At 44.3% G+C, this 20309-nt stretch carries 16 protein-coding genes and 1 tRNA gene; 7 read left to right on the top strand and 10 right to left on the bottom strand.

Going from position 1 to position 20309, the window contains the following annotated elements:
• The first annotated feature begins 12 nt into the window (after positions 1-12).
• On the top strand, positions 13-1818 hold the full coding sequence (recQ, locus tag F459_RS0107650; RefSeq protein ID WP_020612144.1) for a DNA helicase RecQ: 1806 nt from the start codon (positions 13-15) through the stop codon (positions 1816-1818).
• Position 1819: 1 nt separating this feature from the next.
• On the opposite strand, the gene F459_RS0107645 is transcribed toward recQ, so the two are convergent.
• On the bottom strand, positions 1820-3757 hold the full coding sequence (locus F459_RS0107645) for an FAD-binding protein (RefSeq protein WP_020612143.1): 1938 nt from the start codon (positions 3755-3757) through the stop codon (positions 1820-1822).
• Between the two features lie 75 nt (positions 3758-3832).
• Complete coding sequence (locus tag F459_RS0107640; protein ID WP_020612142.1) at positions 3833-4639, bottom strand: MerR family transcriptional regulator; 807 nt, start codon at positions 4637-4639, stop codon at positions 3833-3835.
• Positions 4640-4763: 124 nt separating this feature from the next.
• On the opposite strand from F459_RS0107640, the gene F459_RS0107635 reads away from it, so the two are divergent.
• A complete protein-coding gene (locus tag F459_RS0107635; protein WP_020612141.1) occupies positions 4764-5405 on the top strand; it encodes a C39 family peptidase in 642 nt (213 codons plus the stop codon).
• Between the two features lies 1 nt (position 5406).
• Here the strand turns inward: F459_RS0107635 and F459_RS0107630 are convergent, their stop codons facing one another.
• The gene (locus F459_RS0107630) at positions 5407-6003 is read right to left on the bottom strand and encodes a LysE family translocator (protein WP_020612140.1); all 597 of its coding nucleotides are present in this window, start codon (positions 6001-6003) and stop codon (positions 5407-5409) included.
• Positions 6004-6107: 104 nt separating this feature from the next.
• Here F459_RS0107630 and F459_RS0107625 point away from each other — a divergent pair, with 104 nt between their 5' ends.
• Positions 6108-7526 carry an aminotransferase-like domain-containing protein gene (locus tag F459_RS0107625; protein WP_020612139.1) on the top strand — a complete coding sequence of 473 codons (1419 nt, stop codon included), beginning with the start codon at positions 6108-6110 and terminating at the stop codon, positions 7524-7526.
• Positions 7527-7691: 165 nt separating this feature from the next.
• Here F459_RS0107625 and F459_RS0107620 read toward each other — a convergent pair whose 3' ends face one another.
• The 6 genes from F459_RS0107620 to F459_RS0107595 form a co-directional block, all read right to left on the bottom strand.
• Complete coding sequence (locus F459_RS0107620; protein ID WP_020612138.1) at positions 7692-9908, bottom strand: FAD-binding protein; 2217 nt, start codon at positions 9906-9908, stop codon at positions 7692-7694.
• A gap of 128 nt (positions 9909-10036) precedes the next feature.
• Positions 10037-11224, bottom strand: a complete 1188-nt coding sequence (locus F459_RS0107615; protein ID WP_020612137.1) for a helix-turn-helix domain-containing protein — start codon at positions 11222-11224, stop codon at positions 10037-10039.
• A gap of 228 nt (positions 11225-11452) precedes the next feature.
• Positions 11453-12142, bottom strand: a complete 690-nt coding sequence (locus F459_RS0107610; RefSeq protein WP_020612136.1) for a hypothetical protein — start codon at positions 12140-12142, stop codon at positions 11453-11455.
• Between the two features lie 83 nt (positions 12143-12225).
• Positions 12226-12999, bottom strand: a complete 774-nt coding sequence (locus tag F459_RS0107605; protein WP_020612135.1) for a hypothetical protein — start codon at positions 12997-12999, stop codon at positions 12226-12228.
• A 14-nt stretch (positions 13000-13013) separates the two neighbouring features.
• Positions 13014-13712 (bottom strand): hypothetical protein, encoded by a 699-nt coding sequence (locus F459_RS0107600; protein ID WP_013253462.1) that lies wholly within the window; start codon positions 13710-13712, stop codon positions 13014-13016.
• A 109-nt stretch (positions 13713-13821) separates the two neighbouring features.
• A complete protein-coding gene (locus F459_RS0107595) occupies positions 13822-15438 on the bottom strand; it encodes a hypothetical protein (RefSeq protein WP_020612134.1) in 1617 nt (538 codons plus the stop codon).
• 150 nt (positions 15439-15588) lie between these two features.
• Between F459_RS0107595 and F459_RS0107590 the strand changes: the two genes are divergently transcribed.
• From F459_RS0107590 to F459_RS0107575, 4 genes are read left to right on the top strand one after another with little or no spacing between them, the layout of a single operon-like run.
• Positions 15589-16296: a hypothetical protein gene (locus F459_RS0107590; protein ID WP_020612133.1), complete on the top strand. Its 708-nt coding sequence runs from the start codon at positions 15589-15591 to the stop codon at positions 16294-16296.
• A gap of 39 nt (positions 16297-16335) precedes the next feature.
• On the top strand, positions 16336-17238 hold the full coding sequence (locus F459_RS0107585; protein WP_020612132.1) for a metallophosphoesterase: 903 nt from the start codon (positions 16336-16338) through the stop codon (positions 17236-17238).
• A complete protein-coding gene (locus F459_RS0107580; RefSeq protein WP_020612131.1) occupies positions 17231-18166 on the top strand; it encodes a hypothetical protein in 936 nt (311 codons plus the stop codon). Before F459_RS0107585 ends, F459_RS0107580 begins: the two co-directional genes overlap by 8 nt.
• On the top strand, positions 18167-19726 hold the full coding sequence (locus F459_RS0107575) for a protein kinase family protein (protein WP_020612130.1): 1560 nt from the start codon (positions 18167-18169) through the stop codon (positions 19724-19726). It begins immediately after the preceding gene.
• 511 nt (positions 19727-20237) lie between these two features.
• Here F459_RS0107575 and F459_RS0107565 read toward each other — a convergent pair.
• Positions 20238-20309 (bottom strand) — tRNA-Cys (locus F459_RS0107565).

Below are 20309 nucleotides of genomic sequence, written 5' to 3'. Positions count from 1 at the left end.
ACGAAAATAGGTATGAATGAAGTCAGAAAAATTCTCAAATCGGTTTTCGGTTACTCCTCCTTTAAGGCGAACCAGAAGGAGGTTATCAAAGCCATCCTTGCAGGGCGGGACCTCTTCGCCGCCATGCCCACCGGGGGCGGAAAGAGCCTCTGCTATCAGATTCCGGCCCTGCTCTTCGACGGGCTTACCGTCGTTGTCAGCCCCCTGATCGCCCTCATGAAGGACCAGGTCGATGCGGCTCTTAGCCTGGGGATTCCTGCGGCCTTTTTGAACAGTAGTCAGAGCCCGGAGGAAGCCGCCGAAACCTATCGCCGTCTCTACCGAGGAGAGATGAAACTCCTCTATCTTTCCCCCGAGCGGCTGGCCGTCGATGGTTTTACCGAACGCCTGGCAGCCTTCAATGTTTCCCTCTTTGCCGTGGATGAGGCCCACTGCCTTTCCGAGTGGGGCCACGACTTCAGACCGGACTATCTTACCCTTACACAGTTGCGTACGGCCTTTCCCGGGGTGCCTATCGCCGCCTTTACCGCCACCGCGACGCTTCGGGTGCAGGAGGATATTATCCGACTCCTTCGGCTTGATGATCCCTTTATCCTGCGTGCATCCTTCAACCGGGAAGAACTCTTCTATCAGGTTTTACCCAAAACCGAGGTCCTCTCCCAGATCGCCCAGTACATAGGTCAGCATCCCGATCAGTCGGGAATCGTTTACAGGCTGAGCAGGAAGGATACCGATAAAACCGCCGACTACCTAAGGAAGCAGGGTATCCGTGCCTTGCCCTACCATGCAGGAATGGACAAGGATGAGCGGGCGCGGAATCAGGAACGTTTCAACAACGATGATGTTCAGGTCATTGTCGCCACCACGGCCTTTGGCATGGGAATCGATAAAAACAACATCCGCTATGTCATTCATGGCGACCTGCCCAAAAGCATGGAAGGCTACTATCAGGAGACCGGCCGTGCCGGACGGGACGGTCTGGAATCCCGATGCATCCTCTTTTTCGGTACCGCCGACATTGCCCGTCTGAATTATTTCATTCGGCAGATCGAAGATCCTGCCGAGCAGCGACGCAGCAGAGAGAACCTGGATAGAATGGCCCGCTTTGCCTCGGTCAATGTCTGTCGGCGCAAGCAGATTCTCGAATATTTCAACGAAACCTTAGAGGGTAACTGCGGCAGCTGCGATGTCTGTACCGGAACCACAAACGAGATTGATGCCGGTACAGATGCGCGAAAGCTCCTTTCTGCCATCTATCGTACCCGTGAAGGCTTTGGGGCAGGCCACATTATCGATATCGTCCGCGGCGCCGATACGGAGAAGATCCGCAAGAACGGGCACGCGGCCTTGAAAACCTACGGTGTGGGGAGAGACAAGAGCAAGAAGTGGTGGATGGGTATTGTCACCGAACTCATCGGCCAGCAGATGATCTTCCGCGACAGCGATCGCTTCAACGTGCTGAGGTTTACCGAGGAAGGGCGAAAGCTGCTCTTCGGCAAAGAGCCCTTTTTCATCCTTGACCCGGGTTCTAAGGCGGAAGCCTCTGTAAAAGCCCCTTCCTTCGAGCGGACAGCAGCCGGTGGAGCTCCCGCCCCGGCAAATACACAGCTCCTTACCAGGTTGAAGCAGCTGCGTACCCGCCTGGCAAAGGAGCACCATCTTCCCCCTTACATCATCTTTTCCGATAAGACCCTCACCCAGATGGCCGCAGCCCTCCCCGAGACCAGCAGTGAGCTCCTTGCCATCTCCGGGGTAGGGGAGAAAAAGCTTGCTGCCTACGGTTCGGATTTCTTAGCGGTGATCCGGGAGCATATGTGATTCATTTTTGTAAGGCTGCGTTCTTTCCTGCAATCTTACCGAATACCATGCAATCTGCTATTGCGTTTCCTCCGAGACGGTTGCCGGCATGAATGCCGCCGGTTACCTCTCCGGCCGCAAACAGCCCCGGAACGGGTGCCCCCGAGGTACCAAGGACCTCGGCATTGGTGTTTATCTGAAGTCCTCCCATTGTATGATGAACGGCAGGGCGTGAGGGGACCGCATAGAAAGGTGGAGTCTCTACCTTCATTTCAAATACGTTCTTTCCGAATTCGGGATCTTCTCCTGTATCGACACAGGAATTGTATTTGCTGATGGTCTTCTCGAATACATCCTGATTACAACCGATTTTATCGGCAAGTCCGGCCAGGGTATCGGCCTTATAGATAAGACCTTTCTCAACCATGGTGTCGATATCCTTCTGTGTTGCATGATTCTGGACGGTACCTGCCATGGGCTGATCGGCGATTGTAAAGAAAAGGCCGTCACTCTGTTGTAAGACAGCCGAAGCAAGGACATCCCGTTCCGAGTATTCATTTACAAATCGTCTTCCTTCCTTGTTTACAAAGACATAATTCTGTGGTGCTACCAGCAGCCCGTCGGTAAGTGCTCCTGTGAAGGCGCTTGCTGTAGGCATCAGCTGGGTTACCCCCATATCTACTACATTGGCACCCGCTTCCAGGCCGAGATCGATTCCGTCTCCTGTCGCAGAAGCCACACATGTTGATTTGATGCCTTCCGGAATCTTCGGCCAATAGGTATTGTATGTTCTGACCATATCACCATTTGCGCCGAAACCACCTGTAGTAATAACTACACTTTTTCTTGCATGGAGAACGACCTCTGTACCATCGAGTTTTTTTCCTGTAATACCGGTCACCACGCCATCCTCTATGATAAGATGCTGGGCCCTGGTTTCAAGCATGATTTCTCCCCCATGGTTTTCGATATACGCACGTGCATATGTGAAAACTCCCGGTTTCGTCCTGAAATTATGACCCCGAATCCACATAGAACCTACCGGCGAGCCGATTATATCTGAAAGAGGAATCCCTATGACATTGCCGAGCCAGTGGTATGTTTCCAGACTCTTGCCGCACAGGGTCGAAAGAAGATCCAGTTTACCTTCATAGTGTTTCCCTGCAAGGTCTACTCTCTTTCCACCGAGATAGGTCTGGATCATATGCCATTCGACCGAGTCGAAAAGGTAGGTTCGTTCTCCTGCAAGGTATTCGCGGATTTGTTTCTTGAGGGTTTTTAGCGTATCTGCGAATTCTCCGAAGTCCTTCTCATCGTAGCTCAGAACTTTCTCAAGCGTAGTGTCCTGACCGGTTAGAGATTTCATGTTCTTCTGGACTTCGGGATCGGCGGCATTCATGGCCAAACCGCTGGCGAGGGTATTTCCGCCCAAGGCCGCTGTTTTTTCAACGATGACAACCTTTGCTCCGTTTTCCGCGGCAGAGGAAGCTGCTGCAATCCCTGCACCGCCGCCTCCGACAATGATTACGTCGACCGTTTTTTCGATCTTTTCACCGGCCCCCGTTTTTGCCACCGGAACCTTTGTCAGTGCTGCCGGATCTCCTCCTGCTTTCTCAACCGCGTCTGCTACAGCTTCCAGTATTCCTTTGCTTGAATAGGTACATCCTGAAACCGTATCAATCCCCAGAGACTGATATCGTACTATTTCACCCGGTATCCTTTCAAAAGCGGGGTCGGAAATTCCTTCCGTCTCATGGCTTTCCAGCACCTCGATATCGGTGATCTCTGAACCAGAGAAGCTCACCGATAATTTGATGTCCCCATGTATGCCTTTGCCGCTCCCCTCATAGGTGCCTGCTTTGTAAAGAGCCCCCTCTTTTTTCGGTGATACTCCGCATCCTGCAAGGAATAGGCCGATAACAACTACAACAATAGGTAGCTTCCTAAGAAGTGATTTCATTTTTTCTCCTCCTGTAATCTTCAGGAAGAAGCGTACCCCTTACAATCGTTGTAGAGTCAAGAATTAGATAAAAAATTATTTTTTCAATACCGGAAAGAAAATCCTGTGAAACCTTTTATGCTCTCCGTGCTCATTGTAATTCCCTATCGTAATTCCCCATGGATCGCTGATAGGCTCCATTCCATGTTCTTTAATATAATCCAGGGCATCCCGAAGCATGGCGGAATGGATTCGCTCATGCCCGAGACTATGAATTACCGTGCTTACGCATGGAGCAGATGGGACATGAACCGCCCCCCTGGTTACGTTGAGTCCGAGACGTAGTGATAATTCATACGGAACAACGAAGCCGAAACTAACCTCTTTTTCACCGTTTAGGATTGCATCAAGGGAGAATAGGGGAGAGATGGCGACCATTGGCATACAGTTGACCCATTTCATCGTTTCCGGATTAACTATATCCAGAAAGAAAGAATCGTTTTTCCTGGATTCAATCCTTACAACGTCGGGGCTCACTATCTCGGAATAAACTCCGCTTGTTTGTTCAAGTCCGTCGATCTCTGAACGTATTGATCTGACCGATTCAAGAAGCATGGTCTTCCAGGCTATTTCTTTCTCAATTTCATCTATTCGATGTGAAAAAGCGTCTTTAACCTCCTGGTACGTTCCGCTGTCGATGAGCATATCGATATCGTCGAGCGGAAAGCCGATATTTCTGAAACGTCTAATGCCCAAAAGCATATCGATATCCGCTATATCATAATTGCGGTAGCCATTTCCGTCACGGAGGGGAGTAATGAGGCCGATGCTTTCATAGTACCGTAGCAGACCGCTCGAAACATTTAGGATTTTCGCGACCTCGCTGATATTGTACCGTTTCAAGGTTTACTCCAATGAATGATTATCGACGCTATTATAAAATATATCCGAAATATGCTTCAATCGAACGATATGCGCTATATTTCTATTAACAACAGACACAAGAGAAACGACATAACGGAGAGCCATGCGAAAATCTATTACAATCTTTTCCCTCCTTTCACTACTTTTGGTGCTTTTGGCCCAGGGGCTTTCGGCGGAGGGGCTCTCAATCGATGTGCCCTCCTATACCCAGGGCAAGGAGGCTCCCTGGGCCGATGAAAAGCTGGGTATAGACTCGTGGGTTACCATCCGCAGCCACGGCTGCGCCCTAACCTGTATAGCCATGGTTGTTTCGTATTTTACCGGGGAGGAGAATAATCCCTCGGTGATGAACCGCTGGCTTCAGACGCACGACGGTTTTGAAGTTGACAGGGATATTGTTGGTAATGTGGGGCAGGCCGTTTTGAATTGGCCGGCCCTTACAGCCTACGGGGATGGCTGGGTTTATACCCGCTTCGACTGGAAAGCCCTTCCTGCCGATATCATCCTGACGAGGTATTATCTTGATCATGGCATTCCGGTTATCGCCGAGGTCGTCTATAAAGGGGCTCCTCACTATGTCGTGCTGACGGGCTATGATGAGAAGGGCTTTATCATGAACGACCCGGAATTGCCGGATGAGCACTCCTTCGGCGAGGTCTACAACATCAGTGACACATGGGGTTCGGGGGCGGCCCGCAATCTCTACGGGATACGGGTTTTATATCCCCGCAGTCTCACAGAATAAGTCACAGAATGATGAAGACAACCGATGCGGCCGTCAGGCCGCCCAGAAAATAGCGAATCCCCTTAGCCCCTTTCTCATCCCCCATCCATCGGTTTAAAAACGATCCGAAGGCGGCCCATACCGATACGGAAAGGGGTGTTATGACCAGGAAGCATCCGGTAATCAGCAGTACGGAGGGGAGATACTGCTCTCCTTCCAGCGTATACACACTTATGGCCGTTATCGTCGTAACGTATATCTTGGGGTTAAGATACTGCAGCGCTATTCCCTGGAACACATTCAGGGGGTTTTGAGCGCGCTTTTTTTCCCTGCTTTTACGGTTTTGAAACGCAATGTGGAAGGCCAGGTATAAAAGATAGAGAGTTCCGATGATTTTCAAGATGTTTTGGATTACCGGGAATTCTTGAAAAAGCAAACCCAGCCCCATTGCGCTTAGGACAAGCTGGCTCAATAGTCCCAAAACGATGCCGATAATCAGCGGTAGATTTCTCCTGTAACCGAACTGTGCACCGGATACCGTGAGGAGCATGTTGTTCGGGCCTGGGGTGATGGTCATGGAAAGGGTGAAAAGGATGAGCGGCATGAAGATGGACTGCATAAGATACCTCCTGGCGTTTCTTATGCGTGAGTATGTAAAAACGTGACAAAACAGAACAGATGCAGAAACTTGACAATCGTACCATAACAGATTAGCTTTCTGTTATGGTTTTATCTGATGGCGAATTCCTCTACGAAAAGATCGTCCGCCAAATTTCAGAGGCCCTTGATGAGGGTGTGATCGCCCGGGAGGAAAAACTACCGTCCTTGCGACTTATGAGCCGTCGTTATCGCTGTTCTCTTTCGGTGGTGATGCAGGCCTATGAGATTCTGGAAGCTCAGGGGCGTATCTATTCCGTGGAAAAATCGGGATTTTTCGCGGCAAATTGTTCCTCCGCCCCGCTGCCTGCGCCGGAAAAGGAATCCTTTTCCCTCAAATCCAGGGAGGCCAAGCCGGTGAGCATTCTCGGAAGGATTGTGGAGGCCAGCAACGATCACACTGTCCTGCCTCTTGGCGCGGGCTTGCCGGATTCCTCCTATTTGCCTTTGCCCGCTTTGAAACGGGAATTTCATACCCTTTTGAAGGAGCAGCCTGAATGCCTGATTGAATATACCGATGAGCTGGGAGATCCCGCTCTTCGTGAGGAAATAGCAAAGATCATGAAGCTCCGCGGAGTCATAGTGAATCCTGAAGAGATCTTACTGACAAACGGATGCACGGAAGCCCTTTCCCTGGCAATACAGTCCTGCTCCTCACCGGGTGATGTGATTGTCTTGGAATGTCCGATCTTTATGGGGACGATTGGAATGCTCAAGGAGCTGAAGCGGCGTATCATCACCGTGCCGACCTCCCCCGAAACAGGGATGGATCTTGGCCGTTTGGAAGAGGTGCTGTGCAACGAGGATGTCAAAGCCGTGGTCTTGACGGCCCTCTATCAAAATCCCCTTGGTTTTGTGATGGATGAGGCGGCCGAAAAGCGGGTTGTGGAATTGGTCGAACGCTTTGAAACCGTACTTATCGAAGACGATGTTTATCATGACTGCTCATTTCATCATGCACAGGATCGATGTCTGAAAAGTTTCGATAGCTCCGGCAGGGTGATCTATTGTGCCTCTTTCTCAAAAACACTTTCCCCAGCCATGAGATCCGGCTGGCTTATCGGAGGGGCCTATCTCCGTCGATGCCGAAATTTAAAGATGTCCCTCACATTAGGCAACAGCGGCTTGTCACAGAAGGTCCTGGCACGCTACCTGGCCACTCCTGGTTATGAGCGGCATCTGGTGCGGCTGCAAAAAACCATGTCCCGCCAGGCCAGGGAGATGTCGGCCCTTTTGCATCGCTATTTGCCCGAAGGTACCGCAATTTCCCAGCCCAAAGGGGGCTATTATCTCTGGGTCGAGCTACCTCAGGGCAACGATACGTTGGCTCTTTTTGAAAAGGCCATCGACTTGGGAATCAGTATTGTTCCGGGAAAGGCGTTCTCTCCGGAAGAGCGTTACGGCAATTGTATGCGAATCACTTTTGCCTCACCCATTACGCCGGAAATCGAAGAAGGAGTCAAAAACCTTGCGGCTTTGCTATAAGCGCCTGAGAAGTATGCTTAATTTTCTCTGGATCAGCCGATGAGCCGGAGTGGCTGGAAGCTGCGGGAGATACATATTCACGGCCACGCTGGAAGAGCGTCAATCTTCCAGCGTGGGGCCGGTCACGAAAATCACCACGATTCCGGACACTATCTTTATGTAACGTTAGTCCTTGTTTGAATAATCAACGGCATGTTCACCGGCTATTCTTCCTGAATTGTAAGAATACCCCATTGTGCAGCCCGGGATATCGTAGTAGGGGTAACCCATGAAGCCTCCGGTATCCTGTCCTGCCGCATATAATCCTGCTATCGGCTGCAAGTCTTTGTTGACAACCTGGAATTGTTCATTAACTTTTATTCCGCCGCTTGTTCCGAATATGGCAGGCTCCATACGAACAGCGTAATAGGGGCCTTCATTAATTGTCTGGGTAAGCCATACAGGATTCTTGTAAAAATCATCATCCTGCTTTTGATCAACCATTTGCTTGTACCTTGCTACCGTATTGACAAGGACATCTTTCTCAACTCCCATCTGGGATTCCAGTTCTTCGATGCTGTTGCCCTTACATGCAATATGTGCATCCATGGCTCTCTGCATCTCATCCATGATGGAGGTAAAGGGGACCAGAGCCCTGCCTCTCCACAAGATCGTTTTCTTGAGCACTTCGGTGGTTTCTTTTGGAAACAATCCCGGAAACCCCTGGGTATGCAGGGTATCAAGGGTGGCTTGATCAAATATGACATAAAAAGAGCCTGCGGTCCTTATTGCCGAAGCTCCCTTTGCAAGAGGCTGCTCAGCACAAAGTCCCTCATCCATAAACCGTTTACCTTCGATATTTACTTGCAGGAGGCCTCCGTAATTCAAATACTTCATGAAGTAACTGTTGTAATCCAAGGTGGTGCTGGCAGCAAATTCCGTCAGGTGAGGAAAAATTTCTTCGTTCATCATTGCTCCGGCAGAAAGGGCCATGTTCAACCCGTCGCCGGTGCTGGCAGATAGTCCTGAAAGATAATAGTTGGAACTGCCTGTATACCTTTCAAGCATTTCGGGGTTTCCTCCAAAACCTCCGGTGGCAATGATAACGGCATCGGCATGTACTATTACAACGGTTCCATCCTTTTTTACAGCCTTGAGCCCTGTGACCCTGGCTCCGTCCATGAGCAGCTCTGTAGCGGAGGTTTCAAGAAGTAGCTTTGCGCCTGCCGGAAGGATATAATTGTCGTAAAGGTCCTGCATTTTCTGTGTACCTTTTCCGGTATCGTGGGTATATCCGTATCCACCTATCTTTAACTTGTACCCATGAGCAGCTAACCAATCCGCGGTATCTCCTGATTTTTCAAGGATGGTTTTGACTATCAAGGGGTTTGCGGTCCAGTCCGAGTATTCCATCATTTCCTTGAAAACCTCATCGACTGTCACCTTTGAACCGGCAGCCTTTGTAAAGGAGCTTTCAACCCCGATAAACCCCGTGGAACAGACTCCCATACCCCCGATTTTTCCTGTCTTTTCTACAATGACAACATTGGCGCCTTTTTCTATGGCCGCAAGTGCAGCGGCAGTTCCCGCCGTACCGCCTCCTGCTATAACAACATCAGCCGTGTATTCCTCAGTGGAATTACGTTTTTCGGTTTTTGCATTAAAATCCGTAAGGTCGGCGCCTGCTTGCTCCATGGCCTGGGTAACCGCAGAAATAATACCCCGGCAGGTCATGGTGCATCCGGAAACAACATCAACAGCGATGCTTTGTTTTTCAACAATATCCTTCTGCATGCGTTCTATTGCCGGTTCCTTGAATCCAGGAGTATCATCACAGTTTGTGACGGTAACATCAAGGATCGAATCTTCATCAAGCTTTACATCAACTGTTATCGGTTGTATTACCTTGGGCGAACCGAAACGGGCACCTTCATTGCTTCCCTTGGCCCATTTCCCGTATGCACTTCCAGTGTAAACTCCGGGTGTCATTGGTGTCTTCTGTGCTGAACCCTTTTCTTTATGTGCTTCGGAATGTGTTTCTGAGAGCCGTTTTAAATCTACACCCGATGGCTCCAGAGCGTTTTTGACCGCTTCCTTTATTGCATCGCTGACAATAGTCGCGCCGGACACCGTATCCACAGCCAAACTCTGGTTCTTAATAATCTCAGCTGGAATCAGCTTCAGAGCAGTGTCTGCAAGACCTTCTGTCTCATGATTTTCAACTATTTTTATGCTGTTAATTGAATCCTCATCAACAGACACCTCTACTTTGATCTGTCCGTTTTTACCCTGGGCCGTTCCGATATACGAGCCTGCAGTAAAACTCAAATTTGATGCATGACATCCGGTAAAAAGCAACATGGCAGCTATTGCCGGTATCAAAAAAGCATAGCCCTTTCTCATTGTTAGTACACTTCTCCTTTTTGAGTCTGAATACCTGTATTGATAATTTATTACCCATTATAGCAATCGACGGAAAAAAGAGGTGTTTCAATATTGCTGTTTCGGTTTCACTTTTACTACTCAGGTTTTTATGGAGTTGCTCTTCTAAATGAGCTGGGACTAATACCCTCATGTTTTTTGAATAACCGGTAAAAGGTAACCCGGCTATTAATGCCTACGCTGCCGGCTATCTCATCTATTGTTTTATTTGTATCAAGAAGAAGCTCTTTTGACTTGTCGATCTGCACCAGACTGATGTAATCAACAAGCGAAATGCCCATCCTCTGTTTAAAAATTCTTGAGATATATTTGGAAGAGAGATCCATATGAGATGCTACCTTCTCCATATATAATCCGTTGCAATAATTGTCCTTCACATATTTTATGATGTGCTCAACCAGAACCTTATTTTGACATGCTCTATTCTGGCCTGTAATTTCCATCACCCTGAAATAAAAGTCCAAAAGACAGATAAGTTTCAAGTCATAGTCGCATATAGCGGTATTGTCAGTATTAAACAATTCCTGTTCAGTTTCTGTTGAGACTTTTTTCATATCAAGTCCATTCTCTGCCGCATAGCGAATTGCTGTACTGAATAACTGCATAAACAGAATATTCATATGCTTATGCGACAAAAAAACTCTTCTGTTTTCATCAATAATTTCTATAAAGATTTTATTAATGCTTTTAAAGTCATTCGTTCTTAGGTAGTTGAGTATCTTTTTTTCCTGGTCAAACGTATAAAGAATATTATATGAAATCGTTATGTCATCAGAATCAACAACCTGATAAGCGGCCTCACTCTTTCTATTGCCAATTGCGGTCATTGCATCACTATATGATTTCCAGATGTTATTGATGTGGTGACGAACTCTTCCTATCCCTATTGTCAATTCAATGTCGGTAGTATTAACTCCCCAAAGACGGAGTATGTCTGTCAGCACCCTTTTATCATCTTTATCATATAAATTAACGATGTAAACAAGGATGGTACTGCTGAGCTCCATGGTATAGACGCTAAACCTTTCTTCTAATGTACTCCTAATCGCCTTTTTCAGGTCTTTTACATGTATAGTTATGTTTTCAAGAGCCGTGGGAGTCTCCATTCTGCATTTTATTTCTATAACGCAGCAGGTATAATACTCTCCGCTGAAACCCAAGAAATCAGAGCAATCTTTTTCAAAAATATTGAAAACTCCCGGTCGAATACCACGGAGATACTCCATGAAATTTAGATCAAAATATGATCTGGTAAAATCTTTTTTCTTACTCACCATATGAATTGATCAGAGAAAACCTGACGCTCTTCCCTTCTTTGCTCCCGCCTTTAACTTGAACTATATCCTATAGTATAGGTAGAAGGAAAGAACGTTCAAGTGACTTGATTCTCGTTATTGTTGCGGAACTTGAAAGAACCACAGGTTTTGTCGTCAAACTGTTCATAAGAGATAAAACAAACGGCCTAGAGATTTTCACTTTAGGCCGTTCTATAAGAGATATTGCCGTCAACTTTTTGAGGGAGGAACTTCCTGTGTCGAGAATTCATCGGTTTGCAGCATGAGATCAGGTATCGCTTCACTTAATGACTTTGTCATATCAAGAAATTTCCCACGAATATTATTGGCCTGGGTAGCAACCTTAAGTAGTTCATCGTCAATGGATTCAGTATTCCCCGGATCAAGCAGGGAAGCAATCTTGTCGAGAATCGATAAAATGTTCTTATTCAGGTCGAACATTTGATCTTTTTCCTCATTCAAATGCTTGCCAAGATGGTTCACATCAGAAATAGTCACGGGATAAATTCTGTATCCCTCCAAAGGATTATGATAAGTCCTTCTTAACATACCCAAATAAACAAGTAAACTTTTTTCATAAATCCCTCCGCGTCTTACTGCTGCAAAGGCCTGGAAACAATCTCTAATTATATAATAATTTGCCTGAATGTTTCCAAAGAACGTATCAGGATCGGTAGTACCTACTAAAGCATCTACAACCCAGTGATTTCTGATAGCCAACAACTTGAGATATATCGGGTAATTATCAGAATTAACACCGACCTTGTTAAGATAAGAAGCATAGGCAATCGCACCATCGACTGCTTTTGCCTCTCTACACTTCAGAATATCCCGGAGAAACGAAAGCTCTAGCTTGTTCAGATCATCTTCCTGCCAACCCTCTTCTTCCCATCGTTTCATGATACATTTCTCCTTATCAGTCCTGTTCTGACAAGAGGATTTCTCTTGCCGCCTCGTTGCCCTTGAGAGGCACAACTACTCTTCTATTTCTTTTTTGTGGCAGCAGGTTTTTCTTCTTCCGGTTTAGCAGCTGGTGTGGGACGAGCTTGTGGTTTTGCATTATCGCTAAGGCTTCCATTTTTCCTGGGATTGATTTCAAGATCCAGATTAGGTTCGGTTTTTAACAGGACGTTGGGAATAACATCCACAAGGCGTTTCGTTGAATCGAAGAAATTGTTTCTAATATTGTGAGCATGTACAGCAAGGTCTTCCATTTCTTCGTCTATATTTTGTCCTTCAAGCTCACTAAGCTTATCCAGGACATCCAAAATCGACCGGTTCAATAAATCATCCTGTCCTTTTTCTTCTATCAAGTGTTTTCCAAGGCTGTTTACGTCAGCGATGGTTGGGGGATAAATCTTGTATCCGTCTAAAGGATTGGAATATGTTGCCTGGAATACGCCAAGAATGATCCCAAGGGTTTTCGAATAAATTTCTGCAGGATGATATTTTGCCAAAAAACTAAAGCACGTTGCAACGATAAAATAGTTTGGCTGTATTGAGCTGAGAAAAAGGAATGGATCACGTGTCCCCAGTAAGGAGTCGATAACATGGTGATTTCGGACACCAAGAACCTTGAGAAATATCGGATAGTTACTTGATGTGATTCCAATACTATTGAGATAATTGGCGTACGTCATCGCTGCTTCAACTGCTTCGACAGTACGAACTCCCATAATTCCTTTGAGCTGACTATATTCGATAGCAGCAATATCTTCCTTGGAATAGGCTTGTTTCTTATCAAAAAGTTCTTTCATCGTGTTCTCCTTTATTAATCTACAAAGACTTTCTCTGGTGGTATTTCTTTTGCAATATAATCAGACTTGACCAAGAGAACCTGGGGAATAATGTCTTCCATCTTTTTCCGTTTGTCGAAGAAAAACGTCCTAATGCTGTTTGCCTGTCTTGCTGCTTGCTCGATAGCTTCGTTTTCGGTAGTTCCTGCCAAAGAACCAATACGATCAAGAATATCAAGCATGCATCTGTTGTTAAGATCGTCCTGGCCCAGTTCCTTGTTCAAATGCTTTCCCAAATTATTAATATCGTTAATACTGACATTGTATATACGATATCCATCCTTGGGAGAACTAAAGGCCGCCTGGAGAACGCCGAGAATGATAGCCAGCGTTTTGGGATAAATACCGCCAGGATGCCAATTGGTAAGGAGCCGGAAAGCATTCAAAATGAGATAATTATTAGGGTGCACTGAGCTTAAGAGCAGAAAAGGATCTTTGTTTTCGATTAAAGAATCGATAACCCAATGATTTTCTACTTCCAAGAGGCGCAGAAACAATGGATAATTGTCATTATCGAGACCAGCAAGATGTAAAAATCGAGCATAGCTGATAGATGCCTCCACCGCTTCAACGCTTCGACAGCCAATCATCCTTTCAATAATGGTTATTTCAACATCCATTATTGATTCTTTACTCCAAGTTTCTTCAACACTTCGAGTTTGTTCTTTATCCATCGTGTTCCTCCGTTTTTATAGTTTGAAGCACATGTCCATAGAAAAAATTATTGATAACAGAATTTGGAATGTCAATTTTTACACCGTTTTTTTCAGATATTTTTGAAAATCACGGTTTCTCTACTCTTATAGGTTCTCCAGGATATATAAGATTTGGATATTCGATTTCAGGATTAATCGAAAGTATATAGTTAAGAAACTCGCTCCAACCACTATTTGCTACCGATAAGGCTTCATGCCATATGGTATGCGGATCGTTTTTTATTTTCTGGTAAAGCACCCAAAGACTTTCTCCTTTTGAGGGGTACCATACGAAAGTATAAGAGCCTACATTCGTATAAGTCGAAGATGTTTGGCTATAAGATTTTGTATTTGATGTGACTGGATGCAAGTCGGAAGTTTGTATCTCTGTATTAATATTGGTAGTCGGTTTCTCGATTTTCTTCGATGAAGGTTTTTTTTCAGGAAAAAGGATTACAATTAATCCTATAGCCATGATTAGAAGAACAATAATACGGCACCTATGTTTTGATGGATGGCGCTTTAATGCTTTTTTCGGTGGTTTATTTTTTTTGTCATTCTGTTCTAAGGATTTTTCAGCTGTTCTGTTACGACTGAATGTTACCGTAAACCTGGTTGCATCATCTACCTTCTCTCCATCTATTTTTATTGTTTTCTCTTCGGCATTAACATGAGCCTGTGTATACGAAAGTATATCTGGAGTGCCGTGTTTTTTTGTACTATTTTTTAGAACGGCTTTACTATCGTGAGGTTTGTCTTCATCGACAATTATCCGTTTTCTTTTCCAAAAGATATCGTGTGCGTGGAGGAAGCTTGACGATTTGTTACTTATCGCTTCCGAAGGATTAGTTGAGCTCATCGATGTTCTCTCTTTTTTTGACTCCGGAAAAAAACGATGGTCTTCGACTATATGATTAAAGATATCGGTATGCTTAGTAGTCTGCCTTGCCTCGATAGAAGGCTGATAATTCCCGGGAGCATTGTTGCTTTTTGCATTCTTCTTGACCGCATTGGCTGAGGTCGAAGGCTCGTTGTCAAAGAAAAGAGGATCCGACAAGACAGCTTCTTTCCGTTTTTCAACTTCTTCTATAATGTCTTGCAGCGAAGAGAGATAGTTCATTACGCCTTTTTCAATATTCGCCGGAAGATCTACATCTATTCGGGAAAGGAGGTAGCAAATGAGTGCTTTGTTTTGTTCCTTCACGTCATTTTTGCATAAAAGGCAGACAAAAAAGAGGGCTGTCATCTCTGGGGTATGAACCGACTGAAAGTGGTCGATTTGCATGGCATGATAGATTGCTCGTTTATATGATATGAAATTTCTTATGGAAATATCGTAGGATAAGTCATCTGGAAGAGGGTTTTCCCCTCTAAAAAGCTCTGAAAAGATAAAAGAAAAGTCCTCCTGACCTATACTTCCATAAAGATGCCGGTAAAAATTTTCTGCGATGGTAACGTAGTTTTTACCTAATTTGTGGTAGAGGAGTAGCGAAAGAATTTTTTCTTGAGATGTTCCCTCTGCTTCTAAAACAGATTTGGTATGTTGTAAAAGCGAAGCCTTTGTTTTCTCATCGTCAGAGGAAGTCGCCTGAATAAAATTTGCGCTAAAGGCATTTAATAATTGGCTCGTCTGGCTTTTCCATCCATGTAGACGAACAAATGCATAGAGATCAAGAAGTTCTTTGTCCAGGGAACTGTTTTGCACCGTAAGCCCCCGACTTGGTATTTATTTAAATACTAATAAACCCCAACCGTGAAAACAAATTTCTTTCATGATCATTAGACAACGGGAAAACAATAGTTTTATACTATCTCTGTAGAGTAAGAGTAGTGTATCACCAGGGAAAACAGAGGAATGAGTATTCCAGATCAATATGACGATATCTTGATACAGAATAAACAAATCATTTTGAATGGGATTATAGGTGCGGCAACTCCTTCCGAAGTTGAGTCTAGTGTTTTTTTTGCTCGATATATCAGAAATATCGGTATCAATCCTACTAATTATTGGATTTTTCTCAGGATATTGGAAACCAACAATAAATATATAGTCGATTCTCTGGTTGGCAATAATGATCCGCGTCTTCTTTTTACCATCCTAAAGCCTAACAGGGCTCTTATCAAAAAAGCATTTCAGCTCCTGACAGTTTGGCATCCCGGCCAAATCTATTATAAGGTTCTTCTTGCCATTCTTGGTATCATCGAGTCTTGTTATCATAATGCAAACGACGGATACGAGATTTACGATCTTGATATTTCCGAACTAAACAACATCGGAAAATTTCTTGATCAGGAAATGGACCAGGATGATCTCATAAATGCTACGATTTTGGATATTCTTGACTGGATTTCTATTCTTGGACGATACGATGGAGACCTGAGAAAGATAAACGTTGCAAAGCAGAGCCATGGCATCAGGATGGCCTATTTTGATAACACGAAAAAATTGACTGACATTATTTCTAAAGTATTATTGGTCAGGATCGAGCGGGAAAAGAGCGAAGTGAAGCCCTCACCGGAGTTTCTTGCATTTATGGAAAAACTTTCTCATACTTCCATATAAGATGTTTTTACCTTTATTATTCTAAGCGAGGTAACGGCCATGAAGATAACGCCGGAACTGATACGAAAAGTAATTAAGATTCTCGGTAATAATAAGAATCGTCCAAAGGATCGGGAGGGACGACCTGGCGGATTAATAGATATCTCAAAAGACAAACGTGAGGTCATTGTTATCGGCGATCTCCATGGAGCTTACGATAATCTTGTAAAAATTGTCGCCCATGATGGGAACGATAAAGCTCTTGAGGCGGGAAAATCGCTTGTGGTTTTTATCGGCGATGGTGTGCATAACGATCAAACGGGGCATATGCTTGAAATGGAAAGTTCCCTTCTTGTCCTTGAGGAGATGTTTCGTTTAATTTTGACATATGGCGAAAATGTTCTTTATATCAGAGGCAATCACGATACTTTCGACGAACGTCTGGCGAAAAGTGGGATCCAACAGGGGAAAATTTTTCGTGAATTTTTGCTGCAGCACCGTGGAGAAGAATATGTTGAAAGCGTTAGTGATTTTTTTGAAAGCCTCCCGCTCTTTATTATCGGTAATGGGTTTGTCATTACCCATGCAGGCCCTGTCAGAGGGGGATGCGGAAGAGATGAATTGATCAACGCGTATAGTGATCAGGAAATATGTCATCAACTGATGTGGAACCGCCTTCATGAATTCCGCGGAACTCCAAGCTTGAAAGAATACGACGAACGTGACATCCGAAAGATGCTGAAAGCCTTGGATCTGCCCGAGGAACTGCCGTTTATTGTCGGCCATAATCCCATGTGGAATACCGGAAATTTAACGGGGATTTGGAGGGATATTATTGGTATAAAGAATCATATTATCATCTATACAAATCTGCAGACCAGAGCTCCCTACCTTAAAATCCATGATGGTGAGATTACCGATGTGTTTGCCATAGAAAAAGAACGGGAGAGATTCTATGTCTGATTATATGCAAGAAAAGCGGCTCTATACTGTCAAAGACAGCGAATTCAGAAAAGGGCTTTATCTTGATTGTAGTATTGGTGAGCTCATTGACAAGATGAATAATCTTCAACTATTTGATATTGGTGATAATACCGATGTTCCCTTTACTGCAAGTATGAGAAGTTATATCGGAGCAAAAGACGAGGATGGTAATTCATGGCTGCTGAAAAAAATTCCCGAAAATGAGGCATATGACCATAAACTTCAGGAGATTGCCTACTATATTGATTTTCTTCTAAACACCATTGCAGCGCCCAATATTCTAAAAAAAATCAATGGCACATATTATCGTGTTACTAAGAATGTAAAAAATGCAATGCAAATTTCTAGTTATAATTATTTGGAAAAACCATTTATGAGAATTTTAGCGAATGATCTCATAAATAGATGGCTTTTTTTCGATGAGGACAGAAATCCCAATAATTATCTTGTCTTCCATGATCGAGATTCTTCTCCGTGTGTTGTTGTGATTGACTACAACAAAGCAGATCTAAAGAGCACTCAAATGAAAATAACAGGTAACAAAGATAAATTCGGATGGCACCGTACCGAAAAGACACGATTTCTCACGCTATTGAAGACAGAGAATTTTGAAAAGCTCTCGATAGAAACATTCGAGGACCGATTATCCACCATGATGTCGATCCCATTGGAGTTATTGGAATCTGTTACAAGGGAAAGCATGCGTGATTCTATTATCAAGAATGTTTCCGTGCAGGAGACTGCCACTTTGGTCTCGACGAACATATCGAAGCGACGAACCTATATAAATAACTATTTCAGGAAATGGTTCAAAAAAAGGGATGCAACCGTTGAAAAGGCGGAGAATGATCGTTATTCAGGATTTGGAGAGTCGTTTCTGAACTATTATAAGGGAAAAAAATCGTAAATGGACCTTGAAGGGGTTACCATTAATAATTGTTACCTTATCCGTTCGAAAATATCTGATGATGGAATTATCGAATTTTGGAATGCTCATGCCGTATATTCTGCAAATACTTTTACGATCTGTTTTATAAGTCGCAAGAGATCAGAATTCCCTGCTACGGTACTGGAAGATCTGCGGACGCTTTTTTTTCGCCTTTATGAAGTGAAGGATAGGAATATTGAGACGTTGATTGAGCTTGGCTTTTACGATGAATATCCTTTTATTTCAATTCTGCGTGATACTGGTATTCCTTTGACCGATAAACTCAATTCCGGCTGGAAATTACCTTTTAAAGATGCGCTTCCCCTTTTTTCCGGGATCGTCGATAGCTTGTACTACTTGGAGACCGCGGGGCTCCATCATGGATTTGTATCGTTTGAAACTATTTCCATTGATCCTGTATCGGTTTTGCATACACAGCTTAACGATAGCTATGTACAGGGCCTGTTGCCTTTCTACGATGAAAACAATGTTCCCGATTGGATTCAGAAGCGTTTGCTTTTCCTTTATAACTATCGTACCAAACTATCGAATATAGATCTCCATCGTGATATATACTCATTGGGCATGACCCTCTATTCCTTGTTATTTGGGATAAGCGCATTTCAAGTACGGGACGGTTACTATTTTCCGAGCAAAGATGTGATTAGGCATATTTCATTATCTGGGAATGCCCGAAAAATTATAGAACGAATGCTTTTTTCTCCCAGAAAATTCTCTTCAATAAAAGAGTTGCGGGATATGATTTCCGCTCTCTTTTACGAAAGAAATGCATTGGAATTGTTGGAAAAATCAGAATATCAAAAAAAACAGCTATCAATCAATAAAAAAGGATATACACAAGCTCTCCGGGGACAAAACAATACCATTAGCTTATGGAAACTATGGGATACCGTTTCCGGATTTTTTCGGAATCTCTTTGTCAGATCCCATAATTCCAGAGAAAAAGCAGAGGACATTGTAGACATTCCGGATACTGCAGAATTACTGGAAATAGATGAAAATGCCGAAAAAGAGGGTGAAAAGGTTTCATGGCAGATAAATCGCACCTTTGATGATTATTTCCTCGGGTACAGGAAATCATCGAAGCCCAATAATAATATGCCAATTCAAAATAGTGAGGGCGGTAAAAAACAAGACGATATGGAAGAAGCGGCATATACGGAACCCATACGTGGCCCTATTTATCATACTGACACTACCAAAACGAGAGAGGACCGTACCAGTGAAGATAACATGGATAGCCCTCTTTCGACGTCTCGGAAGCAGGATAGGATGAAAGATTTACGGGTAACGGCCAAATCTTTTAAGCTTGTTGAACCCATCACCGAGACAAAGAAGATCCCGTTTCCCGGCCCTCATGCCCAGACGATTGATTATTCCGTGTCTGAGGTTGTGCAAACCGATTTTGAGAAAGATAAACAAATTCCAGGCAAACATGAAAACTCACCGCAGATGACTCGTCATGGATGTTGGTACCGTTTTTTGCATTGGATACGATCATTAGCTGATAGATCTTAGCCCTCAAAACAAATCTTTCTGTCGTTGGATACGATCCAAAGTTTAGGGTAGCAGCATATTCCATTGATGTTTCGAATTAAAGCAGATAGGAGACCTGTTGGGATCTTGTTCGACACAAGGAGGTTTTTCCTAAAGAACCAGCCCATGAAACAAGAAGATAGCTTTTACAGCCAGGTATACTATTTTTCCGATCGGCTTCGAAAAAGGTTGGAAGAGATTCGCTTTTCGTCTGCTTTAGTGATTGTCTGGTGACTGTTGTCTACTATCGGTTCATCCAATACACGGTGATATTGTGCATTGGGTGAATTGCGCTTATCAGATTCAATACCGCTTCTTTCGCAGCAAACTATATTGATTTAATCCACCATGCCGAAATACACCGAAGTACTTGGATAAGCACCGCTTTTTTGATAACCTAGTATAACTTGTTCTAAAGAAAGGGATTGCTATAAAAAACGGAGTGCGAAAATCACACTCCGTTTTGTCGTCTCATTTATTGTAATGAAATGTCAGGCGCCGAGCGGATTCGAACCGCTGCATAAAGGTTTTGCAGACCTCTCCCTTACCACTTGGGTACGGCGCC

This window comes from Sediminispirochaeta bajacaliforniensis DSM 16054 (assembly GCF_000378205.1).
GTDB lineage: Bacteria > Spirochaetota > Spirochaetia > DSM-16054 > Sediminispirochaetaceae > Sediminispirochaeta > Sediminispirochaeta bajacaliforniensis.
This window is presented reverse-complemented; position numbering and strand designations above follow the sequence as displayed.